Annotated in this window: 16 protein-coding genes; 8 read left to right on the top strand and 8 right to left on the bottom strand. The window is 59.2% G+C overall.

Translation table 11 applies throughout. From position 1 onward, the window contains the following. Positions 1–57: 57 nt before the first annotated feature. Together PMI21_RS21120 and PMI21_RS21125 are read right to left on the bottom strand one after the other, a co-directional pair. Complete coding sequence (locus tag PMI21_RS21120; RefSeq protein WP_007935676.1) at positions 58–1,206, bottom strand: glycerate kinase; 1,149 nt, start codon at positions 1,204–1,206, stop codon at positions 58–60. 274 nt (positions 1,207–1,480) lie between these two features. Beyond that, positions 1,481–2,611: a sugar diacid recognition domain-containing protein gene (locus PMI21_RS21125; protein ID WP_007935675.1), complete on the bottom strand. Its 1,131-nt coding sequence runs from the start codon at positions 2,609–2,611 to the stop codon at positions 1,481–1,483. Between the two features lie 169 nt (positions 2,612–2,780). On the opposite strand from PMI21_RS21125, the gene PMI21_RS21130 reads away from it, so the two are divergent. Beyond that, on the top strand, positions 2,781–4,091 hold the full coding sequence (locus tag PMI21_RS21130) for an MFS transporter (RefSeq protein WP_007935674.1): 1,311 nt from the start codon (positions 2,781–2,783) through the stop codon (positions 4,089–4,091). Between the two features lie 149 nt (positions 4,092–4,240). Here PMI21_RS21130 and PMI21_RS21135 read toward each other — a convergent pair whose 3' ends face one another. After that, on the bottom strand, positions 4,241–4,600 hold the full coding sequence (locus PMI21_RS21135; protein ID WP_007935673.1) for a DUF6124 family protein: 360 nt from the start codon (positions 4,598–4,600) through the stop codon (positions 4,241–4,243). Between the two features lie 346 nt (positions 4,601–4,946). Continuing rightward, positions 4,947–5,321 (bottom strand): hypothetical protein, encoded by a 375-nt coding sequence (locus PMI21_RS21140; RefSeq protein ID WP_007935672.1) that lies wholly within the window; start codon positions 5,319–5,321, stop codon positions 4,947–4,949. A 113-nt stretch (positions 5,322–5,434) separates the two neighbouring features. On the opposite strand from PMI21_RS21140, the gene PMI21_RS21145 reads away from it, so the two are divergent. Both PMI21_RS21145 and PMI21_RS21150 read left to right on the top strand, forming a co-directional pair. Beyond that, a complete protein-coding gene (locus PMI21_RS21145; protein WP_007935671.1) occupies positions 5,435–6,334 on the top strand; it encodes a LysR family transcriptional regulator in 900 nt (299 codons plus the stop codon). A 69-nt stretch (positions 6,335–6,403) separates the two neighbouring features. Then, positions 6,404–7,417 carry an aldo/keto reductase gene (locus PMI21_RS21150; protein WP_007935670.1) on the top strand — a complete coding sequence of 338 codons (1,014 nt, stop codon included), beginning with the start codon at positions 6,404–6,406 and terminating at the stop codon, positions 7,415–7,417. 71 nt (positions 7,418–7,488) lie between these two features. Here the strand turns inward: PMI21_RS21150 and PMI21_RS29630 are convergent, their stop codons facing one another. After that, positions 7,489–7,674 carry a hypothetical protein gene (locus PMI21_RS29630; protein ID WP_162130328.1) on the bottom strand — a complete coding sequence of 62 codons (186 nt, stop codon included), beginning with the start codon at positions 7,672–7,674 and terminating at the stop codon, positions 7,489–7,491. Here PMI21_RS29630 and rarD point away from each other — a divergent pair. Next, positions 7,622–8,509 carry an EamA family transporter RarD gene (gene rarD, locus PMI21_RS21155; RefSeq protein WP_033063867.1) on the top strand — a complete coding sequence of 296 codons (888 nt, stop codon included), beginning with the start codon at positions 7,622–7,624 and terminating at the stop codon, positions 8,507–8,509. The two genes, PMI21_RS29630 and rarD, sit on opposite strands and share 53 nt — an antisense overlap. A gap of 66 nt (positions 8,510–8,575) precedes the next feature. Here the strand turns inward: rarD and hppD are convergent, their stop codons facing one another. Together hppD and PMI21_RS21165 are read right to left on the bottom strand one after the other, a co-directional pair. Further along, the gene (hppD, locus tag PMI21_RS21160; RefSeq protein ID WP_007935668.1) at positions 8,576–9,652 is read right to left on the bottom strand and encodes a 4-hydroxyphenylpyruvate dioxygenase; all 1,077 of its coding nucleotides are present in this window, start codon (positions 9,650–9,652) and stop codon (positions 8,576–8,578) included. A gap of 248 nt (positions 9,653–9,900) precedes the next feature. Next, a complete protein-coding gene (locus PMI21_RS21165) occupies positions 9,901–10,848 on the bottom strand; it encodes a DMT family transporter (RefSeq protein WP_007935666.1) in 948 nt (315 codons plus the stop codon). A gap of 78 nt (positions 10,849–10,926) precedes the next feature. Here PMI21_RS21165 and PMI21_RS21170 point away from each other — a divergent pair, with 78 nt between their 5' ends. The 3 genes from PMI21_RS21170 (at position 10,927) to PMI21_RS21180 (ending at position 13,993) form a co-directional block, all read left to right on the top strand. Then, a complete protein-coding gene (locus PMI21_RS21170) occupies positions 10,927–11,799 on the top strand; it encodes a LysR family transcriptional regulator (RefSeq protein WP_007935665.1) in 873 nt (290 codons plus the stop codon). A gap of 59 nt (positions 11,800–11,858) precedes the next feature. After that, on the top strand, positions 11,859–13,394 hold the full coding sequence (locus tag PMI21_RS21175) for an EAL domain-containing protein (RefSeq protein WP_007935663.1): 1,536 nt from the start codon (positions 11,859–11,861) through the stop codon (positions 13,392–13,394). Between the two features lie 233 nt (positions 13,395–13,627). Continuing rightward, positions 13,628–13,993, top strand: a complete 366-nt coding sequence (locus PMI21_RS21180) for a histone-like nucleoid-structuring protein, MvaT/MvaU family (RefSeq protein WP_007935661.1) — start codon at positions 13,628–13,630, stop codon at positions 13,991–13,993. A 173-nt stretch (positions 13,994–14,166) separates the two neighbouring features. Here the strand turns inward: PMI21_RS21180 and PMI21_RS21185 are convergent, their stop codons facing one another. Next, on the bottom strand, positions 14,167–14,691 hold the full coding sequence (locus tag PMI21_RS21185; protein WP_033063866.1) for a DUF4946 domain-containing protein: 525 nt from the start codon (positions 14,689–14,691) through the stop codon (positions 14,167–14,169). 134 nt (positions 14,692–14,825) lie between these two features. Between PMI21_RS21185 and gloA the strand changes: the two genes are divergently transcribed. Further along, on the top strand, positions 14,826–15,347 hold the full coding sequence (gene gloA / locus PMI21_RS21190; protein ID WP_007935657.1) for a lactoylglutathione lyase: 522 nt from the start codon (positions 14,826–14,828) through the stop codon (positions 15,345–15,347). The last annotated feature ends 42 nt before the right edge of the window (positions 15,348–15,389 follow it).

The raw sequence follows: 15,389 nt of genomic DNA, 5'->3' as shown, positions 1-15,389 counted from the left end.
ACGGCTTCGCCGCCGAACGCAGCCTCGCAGGCTCGGCAGCTGCTACCGGGGATGGTGTCAGTCCTGGATTTTGCGGGCGGCCACCCGCCAAACCCGCGCGATATCACTGGCGCGCTCACGCAGCAATCGCGGCGCCTCGGCGCAGGCCTGCTCCAAGGTCATCGGCCCGCTTGCCAATGCGAACGCCGCGTCGATGCCATGCTCGTACAAGACCTGATACCCCTCGCCCAAGGTGCCGGCGATGACAATGACCGGCACGCCGTTCTGCCGTGCAATGCGCGCCACGCCAAACGGAGTTTTGCCGCGCAACGTTTGGGCATCGAAACGGCCTTCGCCGGTGATCACCAAGTCGGCGCCTTTGACCGCCTCGGCCAAACCGACGAGTTCAGCAACCACTTCTACACCAGCCTGGAATTGCGCTCCGAGAAACGCCTTCGCGGCAAACCCCAGACCGCCCGCCGCGCCGCTGCCCGGTTCATCGCGCACGTCGTTGTCCAGCGTTTGTGCGCAGAGCTCGGCAAAGTGCCCGAGGGCGTGATCCAGTTGCTGGACTTGCTCGGGCGACGCACCTTTCTGCGGGCCGAAAATCGCTGATGCACCGTGAGGGCCGCACAGTGGGTTATTGACGTCGGCGGCGATGTCGAAGCGCACCTCGGCCAGACGCGGGTCGATGTCGCTCAAATCGAGACGCGCCAGTTGCGCCAGCGCCAGACCTCCCGGCGCGAGGGTTTGGCCCTGAGCGTCCAGCAGCTTCACACCCAAGGCCTGCATCGCCCCGGCGCCGCCGTCGTTGGTGGCGCTGCCGCCAATCGCCAGAATCACCCGTTGCGCCCCGGCATCGAGCGCGGCGCGGATCAATTCGCCGGTGCCGAAGGTGCTGCTGTTGCAGGCATCGCGCAGGCCAGGCGGGACCAGTTGCAGGCCACTGGCCTCGGCCATTTCGATGATCGCGGTATGACTCTGCGGCAACCAGCCCCAGGCGGCATCGACCGTGGCGCCCAACGGCCCGCGAACACGAGTGCGGCGCAGTTCTCCGTCGCACGCAGCCAGAATCGACTCGACCGTGCCTTCGCCACCATCAGCCATCGGGCACTTGAGCAATTGTGCGTCTGGCCAGACCTGCGCCAACCCCAGCGCAATGGCCTCGGCCACACCCTGGGCACTGAGGCTGTCCTTGAACGAATCGGGGGCAATGACGATTTTCATGCGAATTCTCCAGTTCCAATGCGTCCATGCTGCCAGCAGGCCTGAACAATAACGCCGGTCCGCTGCACAAGCGGTCGTGAGGATTATTGTTCATTTCCACAAAACCCTTGCCTACCCGGTTCGTCGTAGCAGCTGCCGAGCCTGCGAGGCTGCGTTCGGCGGCGAAGCCGTCGTGAAATCATGCGATGCGGTGTGTCAGGTAAACCGTGCTTGCAGGAATTACGACGGCTTCGCCGCCGAACGCAGCCTCGCAGGCTCGGCAGCTGCTACGGTGCTACGGGACGGTGGTCGGCAGTTCGGTTTGGGGCAGGAGCTGGACGCCAAGGTACAGCGCGAGCATTCCGTCCAGCTTCAGCGGGTCGACGCCGCTGAGTTCGGCGATCCGCTCCATGCGATAACGCAAACTGTTGCGGTGGATGCCCAACGCATCGGCGCAGGCCTGGCTCTGGCCGTCGTGTTCGCACCAACTGCGCAGGGTCGCCAGCAGTTGGCCGTTGCCATCCTTGGCGATGACTTTGCGCAGCGGCCGCAGCAGCTCATCCAGTGCATCGTCGTCGCGGTGCCGCCAGAGCATCACCGGTAGCCGATAACGGTTCAAGATCAACAAGCGCGAATGCGGCAACACATCACGCCCGTACGCCAGCAAATCACCGACCCGCCGATAGCAGCGGCGCAACCCCGACAAGCCATCGGCCTGCCCGCCCACGGCGATGCGCAAAATGTTCCAGCCCAGGCCGTCGAGTTTTTCCAGCAGCCGTTCGTTATCGACCGCAGGCAGCGCCGGGCGACACCAGAGCAACGAAGATTTGGCCGAGCTCACGCACCAACTGTCCGGGTAGCGCGACATCAACCAGGCGCTGAGCGCCTCGACGGTCTGGCTCGGGCCGTGTTCCATGCCCAACTCGAACAGATACGGCACTCGCGTCAGCTGTGGCTTGAGCCCCAGTTGCTGCGCTTCGTCCAACAACCGCGGCGAATCCCCCGCTTCGCTCAGCAGCAGCGCCAACAGGTCGTCGCAACGCTGACGCCGCCATTGCTGCTCGGCCTGCTGATTACGCTGGCCTACCAGCATCTCGGCGGTCATGCGCACCAGTTCTGCGTAAGTGCGCAATTGCTCAGGCTCGCCGGTGATGCCCAGCACACCAATCAAACGCTGATCGAGCAACAGCGGCAGGTTGATGCCCGGTTGCACGCCTTTGAGATGAATCGCCGTTTGCGCGTCGATCTCCACTACGCGCCCGTTGGCCAGCACCAGTTGCGCGCCTTCGTGACGGGTGTTGATGCGCTCCGGCTCGCCGCTGCCGAGAATCAGCCCCTGACTGTCCATGACATTGACGTTGTAGGGCAGGATGGCCATCGCCCGGTCGACGATGTCCTGGGCCAGGTCGTGATCGAGTTCGAACATAGCGCGGATCCTTGAAAACGTGATGGGACGGGTTGTTCAGCCGCACAGGCGTTGGTTGCAAAGCCTGTGCTCAGGCACAAAGACAATTACCCAAGGGGTGGCCGAGACTCACCGGGCGACCAACGTTACCCTTGCGTCGCAAAAAATCATAATAAAGAGAGAGCCCGCCATGTCACAGAGCGCCACAGCTACCCTGGCCAACGCTGACGACAAGAACGCCGTCTACAAACGCATTACCCTGCGTTTGATCCCCTTCATCTTCATCTGCTACCTGTTCAACTACCTCGACCGGGTGAACGTCGGGTTTGCCAAACTGCAGATGCTCGACGCGCTGAATTTCAGCGAAACCGTGTACGGCCTCGGTGCCGGGATTTTCTTCATCGGCTACGTGTTGTGCGGCGTACCGAGCAACCTGGCCCTGACCAAGTTCGGTCCGCGACGCTGGATCGCGTTGATGATGATGACTTGGGGCACGCTCTCGACGTGCCTGCTGTTCGTCACCACCCCGACCGAGTTCTACACCCTGCGCCTGTTCACCGGTGCCGCCGAAGCCGGGTTCTTCCCGGGCGTGGTGCTTTACCTCTCGCAGTGGTTCCCGACCTTCCGCCGTGGCCGCATCATGGCGCTGTTCATGTCGGCAATCCCGGTGTCGGGCCTGCTGGGCAGCCCGTTTTCCGGCTGGATCCTCAACCACTTCGGCGCAGGCCAGGCCGGTTTGGCCGGCTGGCAGTGGATGTTCCTGCTGCAAGGCATTCCGACCGTGATTCTCGGCGCCCTCGCCTACTTCCTGCTCAGCGACAGTTACGCCAACGCCAAGTGGCTGACCCCGTACGAGCGTTCGGTGCTTGAGGCCGACCACGCTGAAGACCTGGCCAGCAAACCGAAAACCACCACCGACTCCTTGCGGGCGGTGTTCAAGAACCCGGCGATCTGGGCTTTCGGCCTGATCTATTTCTGTATCCAGAGCGGTGTCTATGCGATCAACTTCTGGTTGCCGTCGATCATCAAGAACCTGGGTTTCAGCGATAACCTGGTGATCGGCTGGCTCAGTGCGATTCCCTACCTGTTGGCGGCGGTGTTCATGTTGATGGTGGGCCGCTCGGCCGACCTGCGCAAAGAACGTCGCTGGCACCTGGTGGTGCCGATGCTGATGGGCGCCGTCGGCCTGCTGATCGCGGTCAACTTCGCCGCCAACCCGGCCATTGCCATTCTCGGTTTGACCCTCGCCACCATGGGCGCCCTCACCGGCCTGCCGATGTTCTGGCCAGTGCCAACGGCGATGCTCAGCGCTGGCGCGGCGGCCGGTGGGTTGGCGTTGATCAACTCCATGGGGCAGATGGCGGGTTTCCTTAGCCCGTATCTGGTGGGTTGGGTCAAGGACAGCACCGGGTCGACCAATGCGGCGTTGTACCTGTTGGCGGGTGTGATTGTTTGCGGGAGTTTGCTGGCATTGCGCATGACGCGGACGTTGCGGGCCTGATCTGCGGAGACTGATCGTTCCCACGCTTGATCGTTCCCACGCTCTGCGTGGGAATGCAGCCCGGGACGCTCTGCGTCCCTTTCGCGAGCTGGAACGCGGAGCGTCCCTTGAGGCATTCCCACGCAGAGCGTGGGAACGATCAATCCTCGCTAGCCTTGTGGATCGAGGTTATCCAGCACCCGGTTGACGGCCAGCTCACCGAGCATGACCACCGATTGAATCCCCAACATCATGTTGCGATGCGGCATGTCCACCAACCCGGCGAACTCACTGAGCATCACGCTCGCTGACGCCAGGGATTCACAGGCGTTGACCAGCAGGGTTTCGTTATCGACTTTCGTACCGACATGGTAAATGGTGCTGGGTTTGCGCCTGGTGTCTTTGGGGGTGGGCGGTTTGAGGTAGTGATCGAGGGCGCGGTCGGCGGCTTCGTGGAGTTTTTTTGAATCGAGGGATTCGTAGGGGGAAACGTCGTCGCTTTCCGGCGGATTTGGCGTTGGTTTGAACATGGATGAAACTCCTTGCATCGTAAAAAGGAGCCATCACCCTCGCTACCAAACGTAGGGTGGCGGCCATGCGCAGGTTGGTAGACCGGGATGCAAGGAGACCGGCGCGCCCGAAAGCGCCCTGTGCATGACCACCATAAAGCAGAGTCGAACAAACGCTGCAAATCATGATGCTTATGCACCTTGCATATACGGGCTACCAAACCCGATCGCTGTTTTTCAGCGACAAGGAAACGATACAACCCGGTGCAAAGGCGCACTAGCCGGCGGATTCTGGCGCAGTCGTAGGCAGTGGCGCAAGAATATGTAGCCTGAGTGAGTATCTGGAAATGTCTTTTAAACATCGCCGTTAAACGCTCTCCAGATTTCCTGCTTTGGCATCCAGCTCAATCACCAGCCCACCTGGCATCTGCACAAAAATCTGCCAGATCCCGTCCTCCGGCACCTGCGCCACCTGATACGGCAAACCGCTAGCCTGAACCCGCTGCAACACCGTGGAGGCATCTTCGTCAGTGCGAAAGGCAATGTGGCTCAACGCCGTCTCATCGAACGTCGGCTGTTCGATCACATGCACCAGCGCCTGCGCATCCTGATACAACCAGCGTCCGGGGAACGGGAATGGCGGGCGACGTCCCGGCGCCAATCCCAGCACGGCCTGGAAGGTGTCTTGCAGCGTCTGGCCGGCGGCGGTGTTGAATGCCAGATGATCGAAGGTCCACGTCATGGTCGTCTCCTGCGGTTGTTCATTGATTCGAGGTTCATTGATTAGAGTATCCACGCTTGCCAATCACGAAAAAATCCCGGTATTAAAGAAGGATCTTTAAAGGATTTTTACCAATGAGCTCGATTCTCGACCTGGAGATCTTCGTCCGCACCGCTGACTCCGGCAGCATTTCCGCTGCCGCCCGCGCCCTGGAGCTGACCCCGGCGGCGGCCAGCATCGCGCTCAAACGCCTGGAAACCCGCCTCGGCATTCGCTTGCTGGCCCGTTCCACGCGAAGCATGCGCCTGACCGAAGAAGGCCGGCGTTATCTGGAAAGTGTGCGACTGGCGCTCGCCGCGCTGGCCGAAGGTGAGCAAGCGCTCAAGCAACAGACCCAAGGCTTGAGCGGCGTGCTGCAATTGGCGGCGCCGTCGGACTTCGGGCGTAATTTGCTGTTGCCGTGGCTGGATGATTTCAAACGCGCGCACCCGCATATCCAACTGCAATTGCTGCTCAACGACCGGCATGCCGATCTGTTCCGCGAGACGGTCGATGTGGCCCTGCGTTTTGGCGTGCCGAGTGACTCGACGCTGGTGGCGTTGCCGATCCTGCCGCAGCATCGCCGCGTGGCCTGTGCCAGCCCCGAGTATCTGGCCCGGTGCGGCGTGCCGCTAACCCCGGCGGAACTGAGCGAACACAGCGCCCTGCTCTACCTGCGCGATGGCCGGCCCTACAACCAATGGCGTTTCAGCCGTGGCGATGAGGTGCTGGAGGTCGATGTGCGTGGCGACTATCTGAGCGATGACGGCGAAGTCGCCCGCCGCTGGGCGCTGGCCGGGCATGGCATCGCCTACAAAGCCTGGCTCGATGTCGCCGCCGATGTGCGGGCCGGGCGCCTGGTGACGCTGTTCGATGACTGGCAAGGGGAAAGTGTGCCCTTCAATTTGCTGTGCCCGCATCGGGTGCAGGTGTCGGAGCGGGTCAAGGTGCTGCAAGCATTTTTGCAGGAACGTTGTGAGGCACTGCGTCGATAATTCAGATTGCTCCGCGCTGCGGTTCTTGGTATTTGATTGAAGCTTTCTCACCGGTAAAAGGATTTCATCATGAGCTATCGCACGCTGGGTCATTCGGGTTTACAGGTGTCGACCCTCACATTGGGCACCATGATGTTCGGCGAACAGACCAGCCCCGAAGATTCCCTGCGGATCATCGGCAAGGCCTGGGACCAGGGCATTAACTTCATCGACACCGCGGACGTGTACACCAACGGTCGCTCCGAAGAGATCGTCGGCGAAGCGATCGCCAGTCGCCGCCAGGAATGGGTGCTGGCTACCAAAGTCGGTTTCGGCCCGGTGGACGGTGTGCCGAACCGCAGCGGCCTGAGCCGCAAGCACCTGTTCAATGGCATCGACGCCAGCCTGACGCGGTTGGGCACCGATTATCTGGACATCTATTACCTGCACCGCGAAGACCACAACACGCCGCTGGAAGTCACGATTTCGGCCATCGGCGATCTGATCCGCCAAGGCAAGATCCGCTACTGGGGCCTGTCGAACTACCGGGGCTGGCGTATCGTCGAAGTCATCCGCATCGCCGACCAACTGGGCGTCGACAGGCCGGTGATCAGCCAGCCGCTGTACAACATCGTCAACCGTCAGGCGGAAACCGAGCAGATCACCGCCGCGCAAAACTATGGCCTCGGCGTAGTGCCTTACAGTCCGCTGGCGCGCGGTGTGCTCAGCGGCAAGTACGCGCCGGACGTGACACCGGACGCCAACAGCCGCGCCGGTCGCCAGGACAAACGCATCCTGGAAACCGAATGGCGGGTTGAGTCTTTGCGCATTGCCCAGCAGATCCAGCAATACACCCGGGACCGTGGCGTGGGCATCGTCGAGTTCGCCATCGCCTGGGTGCTGAACAACAGCGCCGTCACCTCGGCCATCGTCGGCCCGCGCACCGAAGAACAGTGGGACGGATACACCAAGGCGCAGGCAGTGAAAATCACAGCGGAAGATGAAGCCTTTATCGATTCGCTGGTGACACCGGGGCACGCGTCGACACCGGGGTTCAATGATGTGAGCCATTTTGTCTCGGGACGCAAACCGCGCACGGCTTGAGATTCATCTGGGCATCCCGGTCGTGTAGGAGCTGCCGAAGGCTGCGATCTTTTGATTGTTGAAGGGCAAGATCAAAAGATCGCAGCCTGCGGCAGCGCCTGCATGGGGTCAGCCATGTTGTAAATATTGATCACCCGGCCAATATTCAGCACAAAAACCACGTATCCTGCGCGCCCCGTTTGACCTTCAACCCGCGAGGACAGTTTGTCTAAAGGTATCGCTCTATCGGTCACAGCTTCGATGCTGTTTGCCGTCATGTATTACTACACCTCACTGCTCTCCCCCTTGAGCGGCGTGGAAATCTTCGGTTGGCGGATGCTGCTGACCGCGCCATGCATGACTGTGTTCATGGTGGTGTCCGGTGAATGGAAACGCGTGGTCGAGATTTTTCGGCGGCTGGCCGCTAAGCCGAAGTTGCTCATCGCCCTGATCGGCTCGGCAGTGCTGCTGGGCCTGCAACTCTGGTTGTTCATGTGGGCGCCACTCAACGGCTATAGCCTTGACGTGTCGCTGGGGTATTTCCTGTTGCCGCTGTCCATGGTCCTGACCGGGCGAATCGTCTATGGCGAGCGCCTTTCCTACCTGCAGAAAATAGCCGTGTTCTTCGCCAGCCTCGGCGTGCTCAACGAGTTGTATCAGGTCGGCGGTTTTTCCTGGGCGACCCTGCTGGTGGTGATCGGCTATCCGATCTATTTCATCCTGCGCAAACGCCTGGCAACGGACAACCTTGGCGGGCTCTGGCTGGACATGGCGTTGATGCTGCCGGTGGCGTTCTGGTTCGTGCAGGGAGGTGAACAAGGTTTTGGCGTGTTCGATCAACATCCATGGCTGTCGCTGTTGATTCCGCTGCTCGGGGTGATCAGCGCTTCGGCGCTGGTGGTCTACATCATTGCCAGCCGGCTGCTGCCGTTCAGCCTGTTCGGGTTGTTGAGTTACGTCGAGCCCGTGCTGTTGCTGGGCGTTGCGTTGCTGTTGGGGGAAAGCATCAAGGCCGGCGAATGGCTGACCTACATTCCGATCTGGCTGGCGGTGGTGGTGTTGGTGTTTGAGGGGTTCAAGCATCTGGTCCGGCAACGACGCCGGCCTATGTAATTGCATGATTCAAAAAAAGCCCGGCCAGCATTGCTGCTGACCGGGCTTTTTCACATCAGGAACGGCTTAATCGGTAGAGAGCACACCGCGACGAACCTGGTCACGCTCGATGGATTCGAACAGCGCCTTGAAGTTGCCTTCGCCGAAACCGTCGTCGCCTTTACGCTGGATGAACTCGAAGAACACCGGCCCCATCAGGGTTTCCGAGAAAATCTGCAGCAGTAGACGCTTGTCGCCCGGCTCGGACGAACCGTCCAGCAAGATACCCCGCGCTTGCAGTTGATCGACCGGCTCGCCGTGGTTCGGCAAACGGCCTTCGAGCATTTCGTAGTAGGTGTCCGGCGGCGGCGTCATGAAGCGCATGCCGATTTTTTTCAGGCGGTCCCAGGTGTCGATCAGGTTATCGGTGAGGAACGCCACATGCTGGATGCCCTCGCCGTTGAACTGCATCAGGAACTCTTCGATCTGCCCGGCGCCCTTGGACGACTCTTCGTTCAACGGGATGCGGATCATGCCGTCCGGTGCGGTCATCGCTTTGGATGTCAGGCCGGTGTATTCGCCTTTGATGTCGAAGTAACGGATTTCGCGGAAGTTGAACAGCTTCTCGTAGAAGTTGGCCCAGTAGGCCATGCGACCGCGATACACGTTGTGGGTCAGGTGATCGATGATCTTCAGACCAGCCCCGACCGGGTTGCGGTCAACGCCTTCGATGAACACGAAGTCGATGTCGTAGATCGAGCTGCCTTCGCCAAAACGGTCGATCAGGTACAACGGCGCGCCGCCGATGCCTTTGATCGCCGGCAGGTGCAGTTCCATCGGGCCGGTTTCAATGTGGATCGGCTGGGCGCCGAGTTCCAGAGCGCGCTTGTAGGCTTTTTGCGAATCCTTGACGCGGAACGCCATGCCGCACACCGACGGGCCGTGCTCGGCCGCGAAGTACGAGGCCACGCTGTGGGGTTCGTTGTTGAGGATCAGGTTGATCGAGCCCTGGCGATACAGGTGCACGTCTTTGGAGCGGTGGGTCGCGACCTTGGTGAAGCCCATGATCTCGAAGATCGGCTCCAGGGTGTTCGGGGTCGGCGATGCGAATTCGATGAACTCAAAGCCCATCAGGCCCATTGGGTTTTCGTATAAATCTGCCATGGTTGGCGCCTCATCATTTTCTTGTCAATTAACGGATCGTTAGTTGCTAGCAATGCTGAGAACGGCGGGTGGTGCGCAGGAGATGCCCCGCACGCTGCGGGCGAGGAAGTCACCGTAGATCAATTGAAACCCAAATATCTTCATTGTCGACCCAAGGCTCTTGCGGGCGAGGCTTCTGCTGCCAGAAGACGATTATTCTTATATGCGTAACCGGATTCTACACAGCGTAAATCAGTTTGTCCGCCTTCTTATACAATCCCCTTTTTCGTGGCCTGCGCAAGCGGTTTGTTGCACAGGAAAATCCCCGCCAGGATCAGCCCGCCGCCCAGGCACATCGCCAGTGTCAGCTGCTCACCCAGCAACAACGCGCCGAGAAGAACAGCAGTCAGCGGGTTTAAGGCGATAAACACGCCCGAGCGCGTCGCGCCGATTTTGCGGATGCCATCGTAATAACCAATGTAGGCCAATGCCGAACCCAACACGCCCAGGTACATCAGGCTCAACCATTGTTGCGTGCCAAGTCCGGTGAGCACCGCGACACTCAACTCGCCCCGCACGGCACTGGTCACCCAGAGCATCAGCGTGCCGAGCAAAATCGAGTACGTCACCGTCTGCACCGGCCCCAGTGTTTGATTCAGGCCTTTGGAAAATAGCGAGTAAATGCCCCAGCCGAGCACGCAGCCGAAGATCAACAAGTCGCCAATCCAGGCATCGGCATTGCCGGCCAGTAACTGCGGATTGCGACTGACAATCACCAGGCTGGCGCCGGCAATGCAGATCGCGATACCGGCCACTTTCGCCCGACTCAGCCGCTCCTTGAACAGCAGCCACGAAGCCAGGCCGATCACGGCCGGGTTCAACGCAACAATCAATGATGCCCGAGACGCGTTGATGTAATGCAGCCCGTAAAAGAAGCACAGGTTGTAGAAGAAAATCCCGAAGAATCCCAACAGCGCCAATTGCAACCATTGCCTGGGGCTGGGCCGCACCAAGGGCACCCGTGCCAGCAGCAGGAACACCAGCAACGCCACGCTCGCCAGCAGGAACCGCAGACTCGCAGCGAATAACGGACTGAGGCTGTCGGCCAGAAACCGCCCGGCAACGAACGTCCCGCCCCAGATCATGGTGACCGCCGCCAGTTTCAGATAAACCGGCACATCCGAAGGGTTCGCAAGGGTCTGTTCACACGTAGTCATAAGTCTCCACCGCCAGAAATCGGGCATGTGGCGTATCATTCGACTAATGATCGATCATCGTAAAATGAGTAAAAGCTCATGACCCTCACTCAACTCGAGATTTTCTCGCTGGTGGCCGAACTGCGCGGCTTCACGGCGGCCGCCCATCGTTTGGAGATTTCCCAATCCGCGGTCTCCCACGCACTCAAGTCGCTGGAGCAGGAGTTGGGTGTCGAACTGCTGCGCCGGCATCAGTCCCAGGTCGAGTTGAGTGACATCGGTCAGCAGCTATTACTGCGCGCTCGGGCGATGCTCGGGTTGGCCAATACCTTGCGCCAGGAAGCGGCCGATGCCCGCGGCATGAAACGCGGCACTCTGCGTATCGGCTCGTTCGGCCCGACCTCATCGATCAAGCTGCTGCCGAGGATCTTGCAGCACTACCGCACCGCACACCCGGGCATTGAGGTTCACATCGACGAAGGTCCGGACCGCCAAGTGATCCAATGGCTGGAAGAGCGGCGTATCGATATTGGTTTCGTGGTGTTGCCCCAGGAACGTTTTGACACGATTGCACTGATCGAAGATCAGATGGTCGCGCTGCTGCCTGCCGATCATGCACTGGCCGGTCGCGACAGCGTGAGTTTGAGCGACTTGTGCCACGACCCTTTTGTGCTGACCGAAGCCGGGTCTTCGGAGCTGGTGTCGCGCTTGTTCAATGCGGCGCGATTGAAGCCGAACATTCGGTATCGCTGCTCGCAGCTGCTCAGCACGCTGGACACGGTAGCTCGTGGCGACGCCCTGACCGTGGTCGCCGAAGGCTCACTGCCCGACGACAACGACAGCCGCTACGTGAAAAAACCGCTGTCTCCACCCATCAGCCGCCAGGTCGGTCTGGCGGTGCTCGATCAGCGTCAGTCGTCTCCTGCGACGCTGGCCTTTATCAAACTGGCTTCGAGCCTGAATGCTCGTTGAGGGGCATAAGCGCCAATGGCCAACTATCATGGCTGAACTCTTCCGGGGAAGCTTCGCGAATGCCACTGAACGTCAAAAGCCGCCGTAAACGTGGTACCCGGATCATTGTCACTGTTCTGAGCGGATTGCTCCCGGTTTTGCTGGGGCTGGTCATTCTCTATCTGCAGGCTGAACGTGCGCTCAGGCAAAGCACTGAACTGACTGCCGAAGAAGCCATCCGCCAATTCGAACTGATGCTCGACAACACCGCCCAAGCTGCGCAAGAACTACTGCCGCTGGCCGGCCAAAACTGCAACGACGTCAAACTCGCCCTGCGCGAACAAGTCACCCGCCGGCCCTTTGTGCGCTCGACCAACCTTGTGTCGAACAACAACCTCTATTGCAGTTCGTTGTTCGGTGACTATCAGGAAGCGGTCAATCCCGGCGACTACACCCAAGGTAAGTTGTGGCTCATGAATGGCAATCCCGTCACGCCCAATACCGCATTGTTGGTGTATCGACTCAGTGAAGGAAAACAAGGGGCATTGACCACACTGGACGGTTATCACTTGAGCAACGTGTTGCGCCTGATCGGCCGTAAAGCATTATTGCTGCTGCAAGTCGGCCCTCATTGGCTGTCCGCCGACGGCAAAGTCCACGACATTGCCCTTCCCGCCTTGCCGGTGGCACAAAGTACGCTGACGTCCTCGCGTTATGCCTTTACGGTGGCCGCCGGTTTCCCCGAAGGTGAAACCTGGCGTTACATGCGCAGCGAGTACCCGCCGCTGTTCAGCCTGCTGATGTTCTTCGGTGTGGTCTCAGGCTCGATCGGGCATGTCCTGCAGCAGCGCGCAGCATCGCCCAGCCGTGAAATGCAGCGCGCGCTGGAGGCCGCAGAGTTCGTTCCGTATTTTCAGCCGGTGGTGCACGGCAACAGCAAACAGTGGTCCGGCGCCGAAGTCTTGATGCGCTGGAAACACCCCAAAGAAGGTTTGGTACGCCCGGATCTGTTCATCCCGTTTGCCGAACATTCCGGGCTGATCGTGCCGATGACCCGCTTGTTGATGCATCAGACCGCTGAACTGCTCGCGCCCCTTTCATCCTCTTTTGACGGGCCGTTTCACATTGGCATCAACATCACCGCCAGTCATTGCCGGGACCTGGCGCTGGTCGAGGACTGCCGTGAATTCCTCGGCGCTTTCGCACCGGGCAGTGTCCACCTGGTGCTGGAGTTGACCGAGCGCGAACTCATCGAACCGACAGCCATCACGTTGCAGTTGTTCCAACAGCTTCGCGCGCTGGGTGTGATGATCGCCATCGACGACTTCGGCACCGGCCATTCAAGCCTCGGCTACTTACGCCAGTTCAATGTGGACTTCCTGAAAATCGACCAGAGCTTTGTCGCCATGATTGGTGTCGACGCCCTCTCCCGGCACATTCTGGACAGCATTATCGAACTCTCGGTCAAACTCGATCTGGGCATCGTCGCCGAAGGGGTGGAAACCGAGGAGCAAAGTGACTATCTGACCGCCCATGGCGTGAACTTTTTACAAGGTTATCTGTTCGGCCGGCCGATGCCCGGAGCAGAATTCATTAATGCATTAAGTGATCATTAACTAACCACGTTAAGCGCCGGGCTCATGATGATGCGCACCAAATTGAATCAAAAGACTACTCTTGTTACATGAAGAAAAAGTCAGGATTTACTCTTGACCAATTAACTACTACAATTTTTCATACCTGTGCAAAATCGGCAGGCGTGTCATTATCACCGAGTCGCTTCAAGGCTCTTGGCTTATAGCTTTGCTTGCGGTTGGTATCAGCCAAACACACTATTGGAGTAAAGATATTGTCCAGACTCGCTGAATTCCGTGCAGCTGAAAAGGCCCTTCAAGAACAGCTCAAGCAGTTGGAATCGCTGAAGAACGATGCCGGGCTCAAGAAAGAAATCGAATTCGAAGAAAAGCTCCAGGGGCTGATGAAAACCTACGGCAAGAGCCTGCGCGACATCATCGCCATCCTCGACCCGCACCCGGCGAAATCCGGCCTGCAGCAGGCAACAGCGCCTAAAACCCGCCGCGCTCGCGTGGTCAAGGTTTATCAGAACCCACACACCGGTGAGCTGATTGAAACCAAGGGCGGCAACCACCGTGGCCTGAAAGCCTGGAAGGAACAATACGGTGCAGCCACCGTTGACTCCTGGCTGCGTGCCTAAGCGCTCACGGTAATAAAAAAGCCCTGCCAATGCAGGGCTTTTTCATGGATACCGTCTAAATGCGACGATAGTCGCCGATCAACTCGCTATAGACTGACTAACTTTGTGCTTAATCCGTTTGGCTATCTAAAAATGCGGGCCATGCTCAAAAACGTGGGCACAGAAACCTTAAACTAAAGTTTCAAGCTGTTTCGAGCCGCCTCTATGTCGCCCTGACTTGCCTTATAAACCTCAGCCTGCCCCGCGTAGGAAAGAACATAGGCTTTATCGCCGTCCACTGCGGCGACCAATGTTTGAGACAACACATGTCGACCGTTCTGGGTAATGGTGCAGGTAGTTTCCAGCGCCGATAACCGGCTCAAGGCAGCCGGATGAATTTTGTTGCAGACGCTCTGATAGCCACCTTGAAAAAAGTCCTTCTGCACGGACTTGCGCATTTCCAGTAACACACCTTCCAGATTCACCTGATGACCGCTTTCCACTTGAGTCATGGTCAACTCCATCACCATCACCGGTGTACCGTCCTGGTCATTTTTTACCGCGCGTTGCCGGGAAACCTGTGGCCTGGCATCGTCTTGCGGGATGGTCTCGACAGTCCATCCATTGGGCCAGGTCACGACAGGTGCCTCTGCATGAGCACGGGTAACACCTGAAAGCAGACACATCAGGACGAACATCAATTGACAGGGTCGGATCATTGCAATGAACACTCACGGATTGAGGCGCAAAGTCTGAGCTTCACCCGCCCGTCAGGCAAGCCTGCGGTTTTGGTTTGGCGATGCCAGGGCCCTTGCGTATCATTGTGACCATTCTTGGAATTTCCGGAGGGCCCATGAGCCTGCACGAACTCAATACATTTCCTGGTGTGACCGCCCAACCTGACACCGCCACCCAGAAGTTCGTCTTCAACCACACCATGCTGCGGGTCAAGGACATCACCCGGTCGCTGGACTTCTACACCCGCGTCCTGGGTTTCTCGCTGGTGGAAAAACGCGATTTCCCGGAAGCCGAGTTCAGCCTGTATTTCCTGGCGCTGGTCGATAAAAACCAGATCCCGGCCGATGCCGCTGCCCGCACCGAGTGGATGAAGTCGATCCCCGGCATTCTCGAACTGACCCACAACCACGGCACCGAGAACGACGCGGATTTCGCCTACCACAACGGCAACACCGACCCGCGTGGCTTCGGCCATATCTGCATCTCGGTGCCGGACATCCGCGCCGCGTGTGAACGTTTTGAAGCGCTGGGCTGCGACTTCCAGAAACGCCTGAATGACGGACGCATGAAGAGCCTGGCCTTCATCAAGGACCCGGATGGTTACTGGGTCGAAATCATTCAGCCGGCGCCGTTGTAAAAAGATCGCAGCCTTGATCGTTCCCACGCTCTGCGTGGTAAC

The sequence above is a fragment of the Pseudomonas sp. GM18 genome (genome assembly GCF_000282195.1).
Taxonomy (GTDB): Bacteria; Pseudomonadota; Gammaproteobacteria; order Pseudomonadales; family Pseudomonadaceae; genus Aquipseudomonas.
The sequence above is the reverse complement of the archived record's forward strand: the minus strand, read 5'-3'. Positions and strand labels throughout refer to the sequence as shown.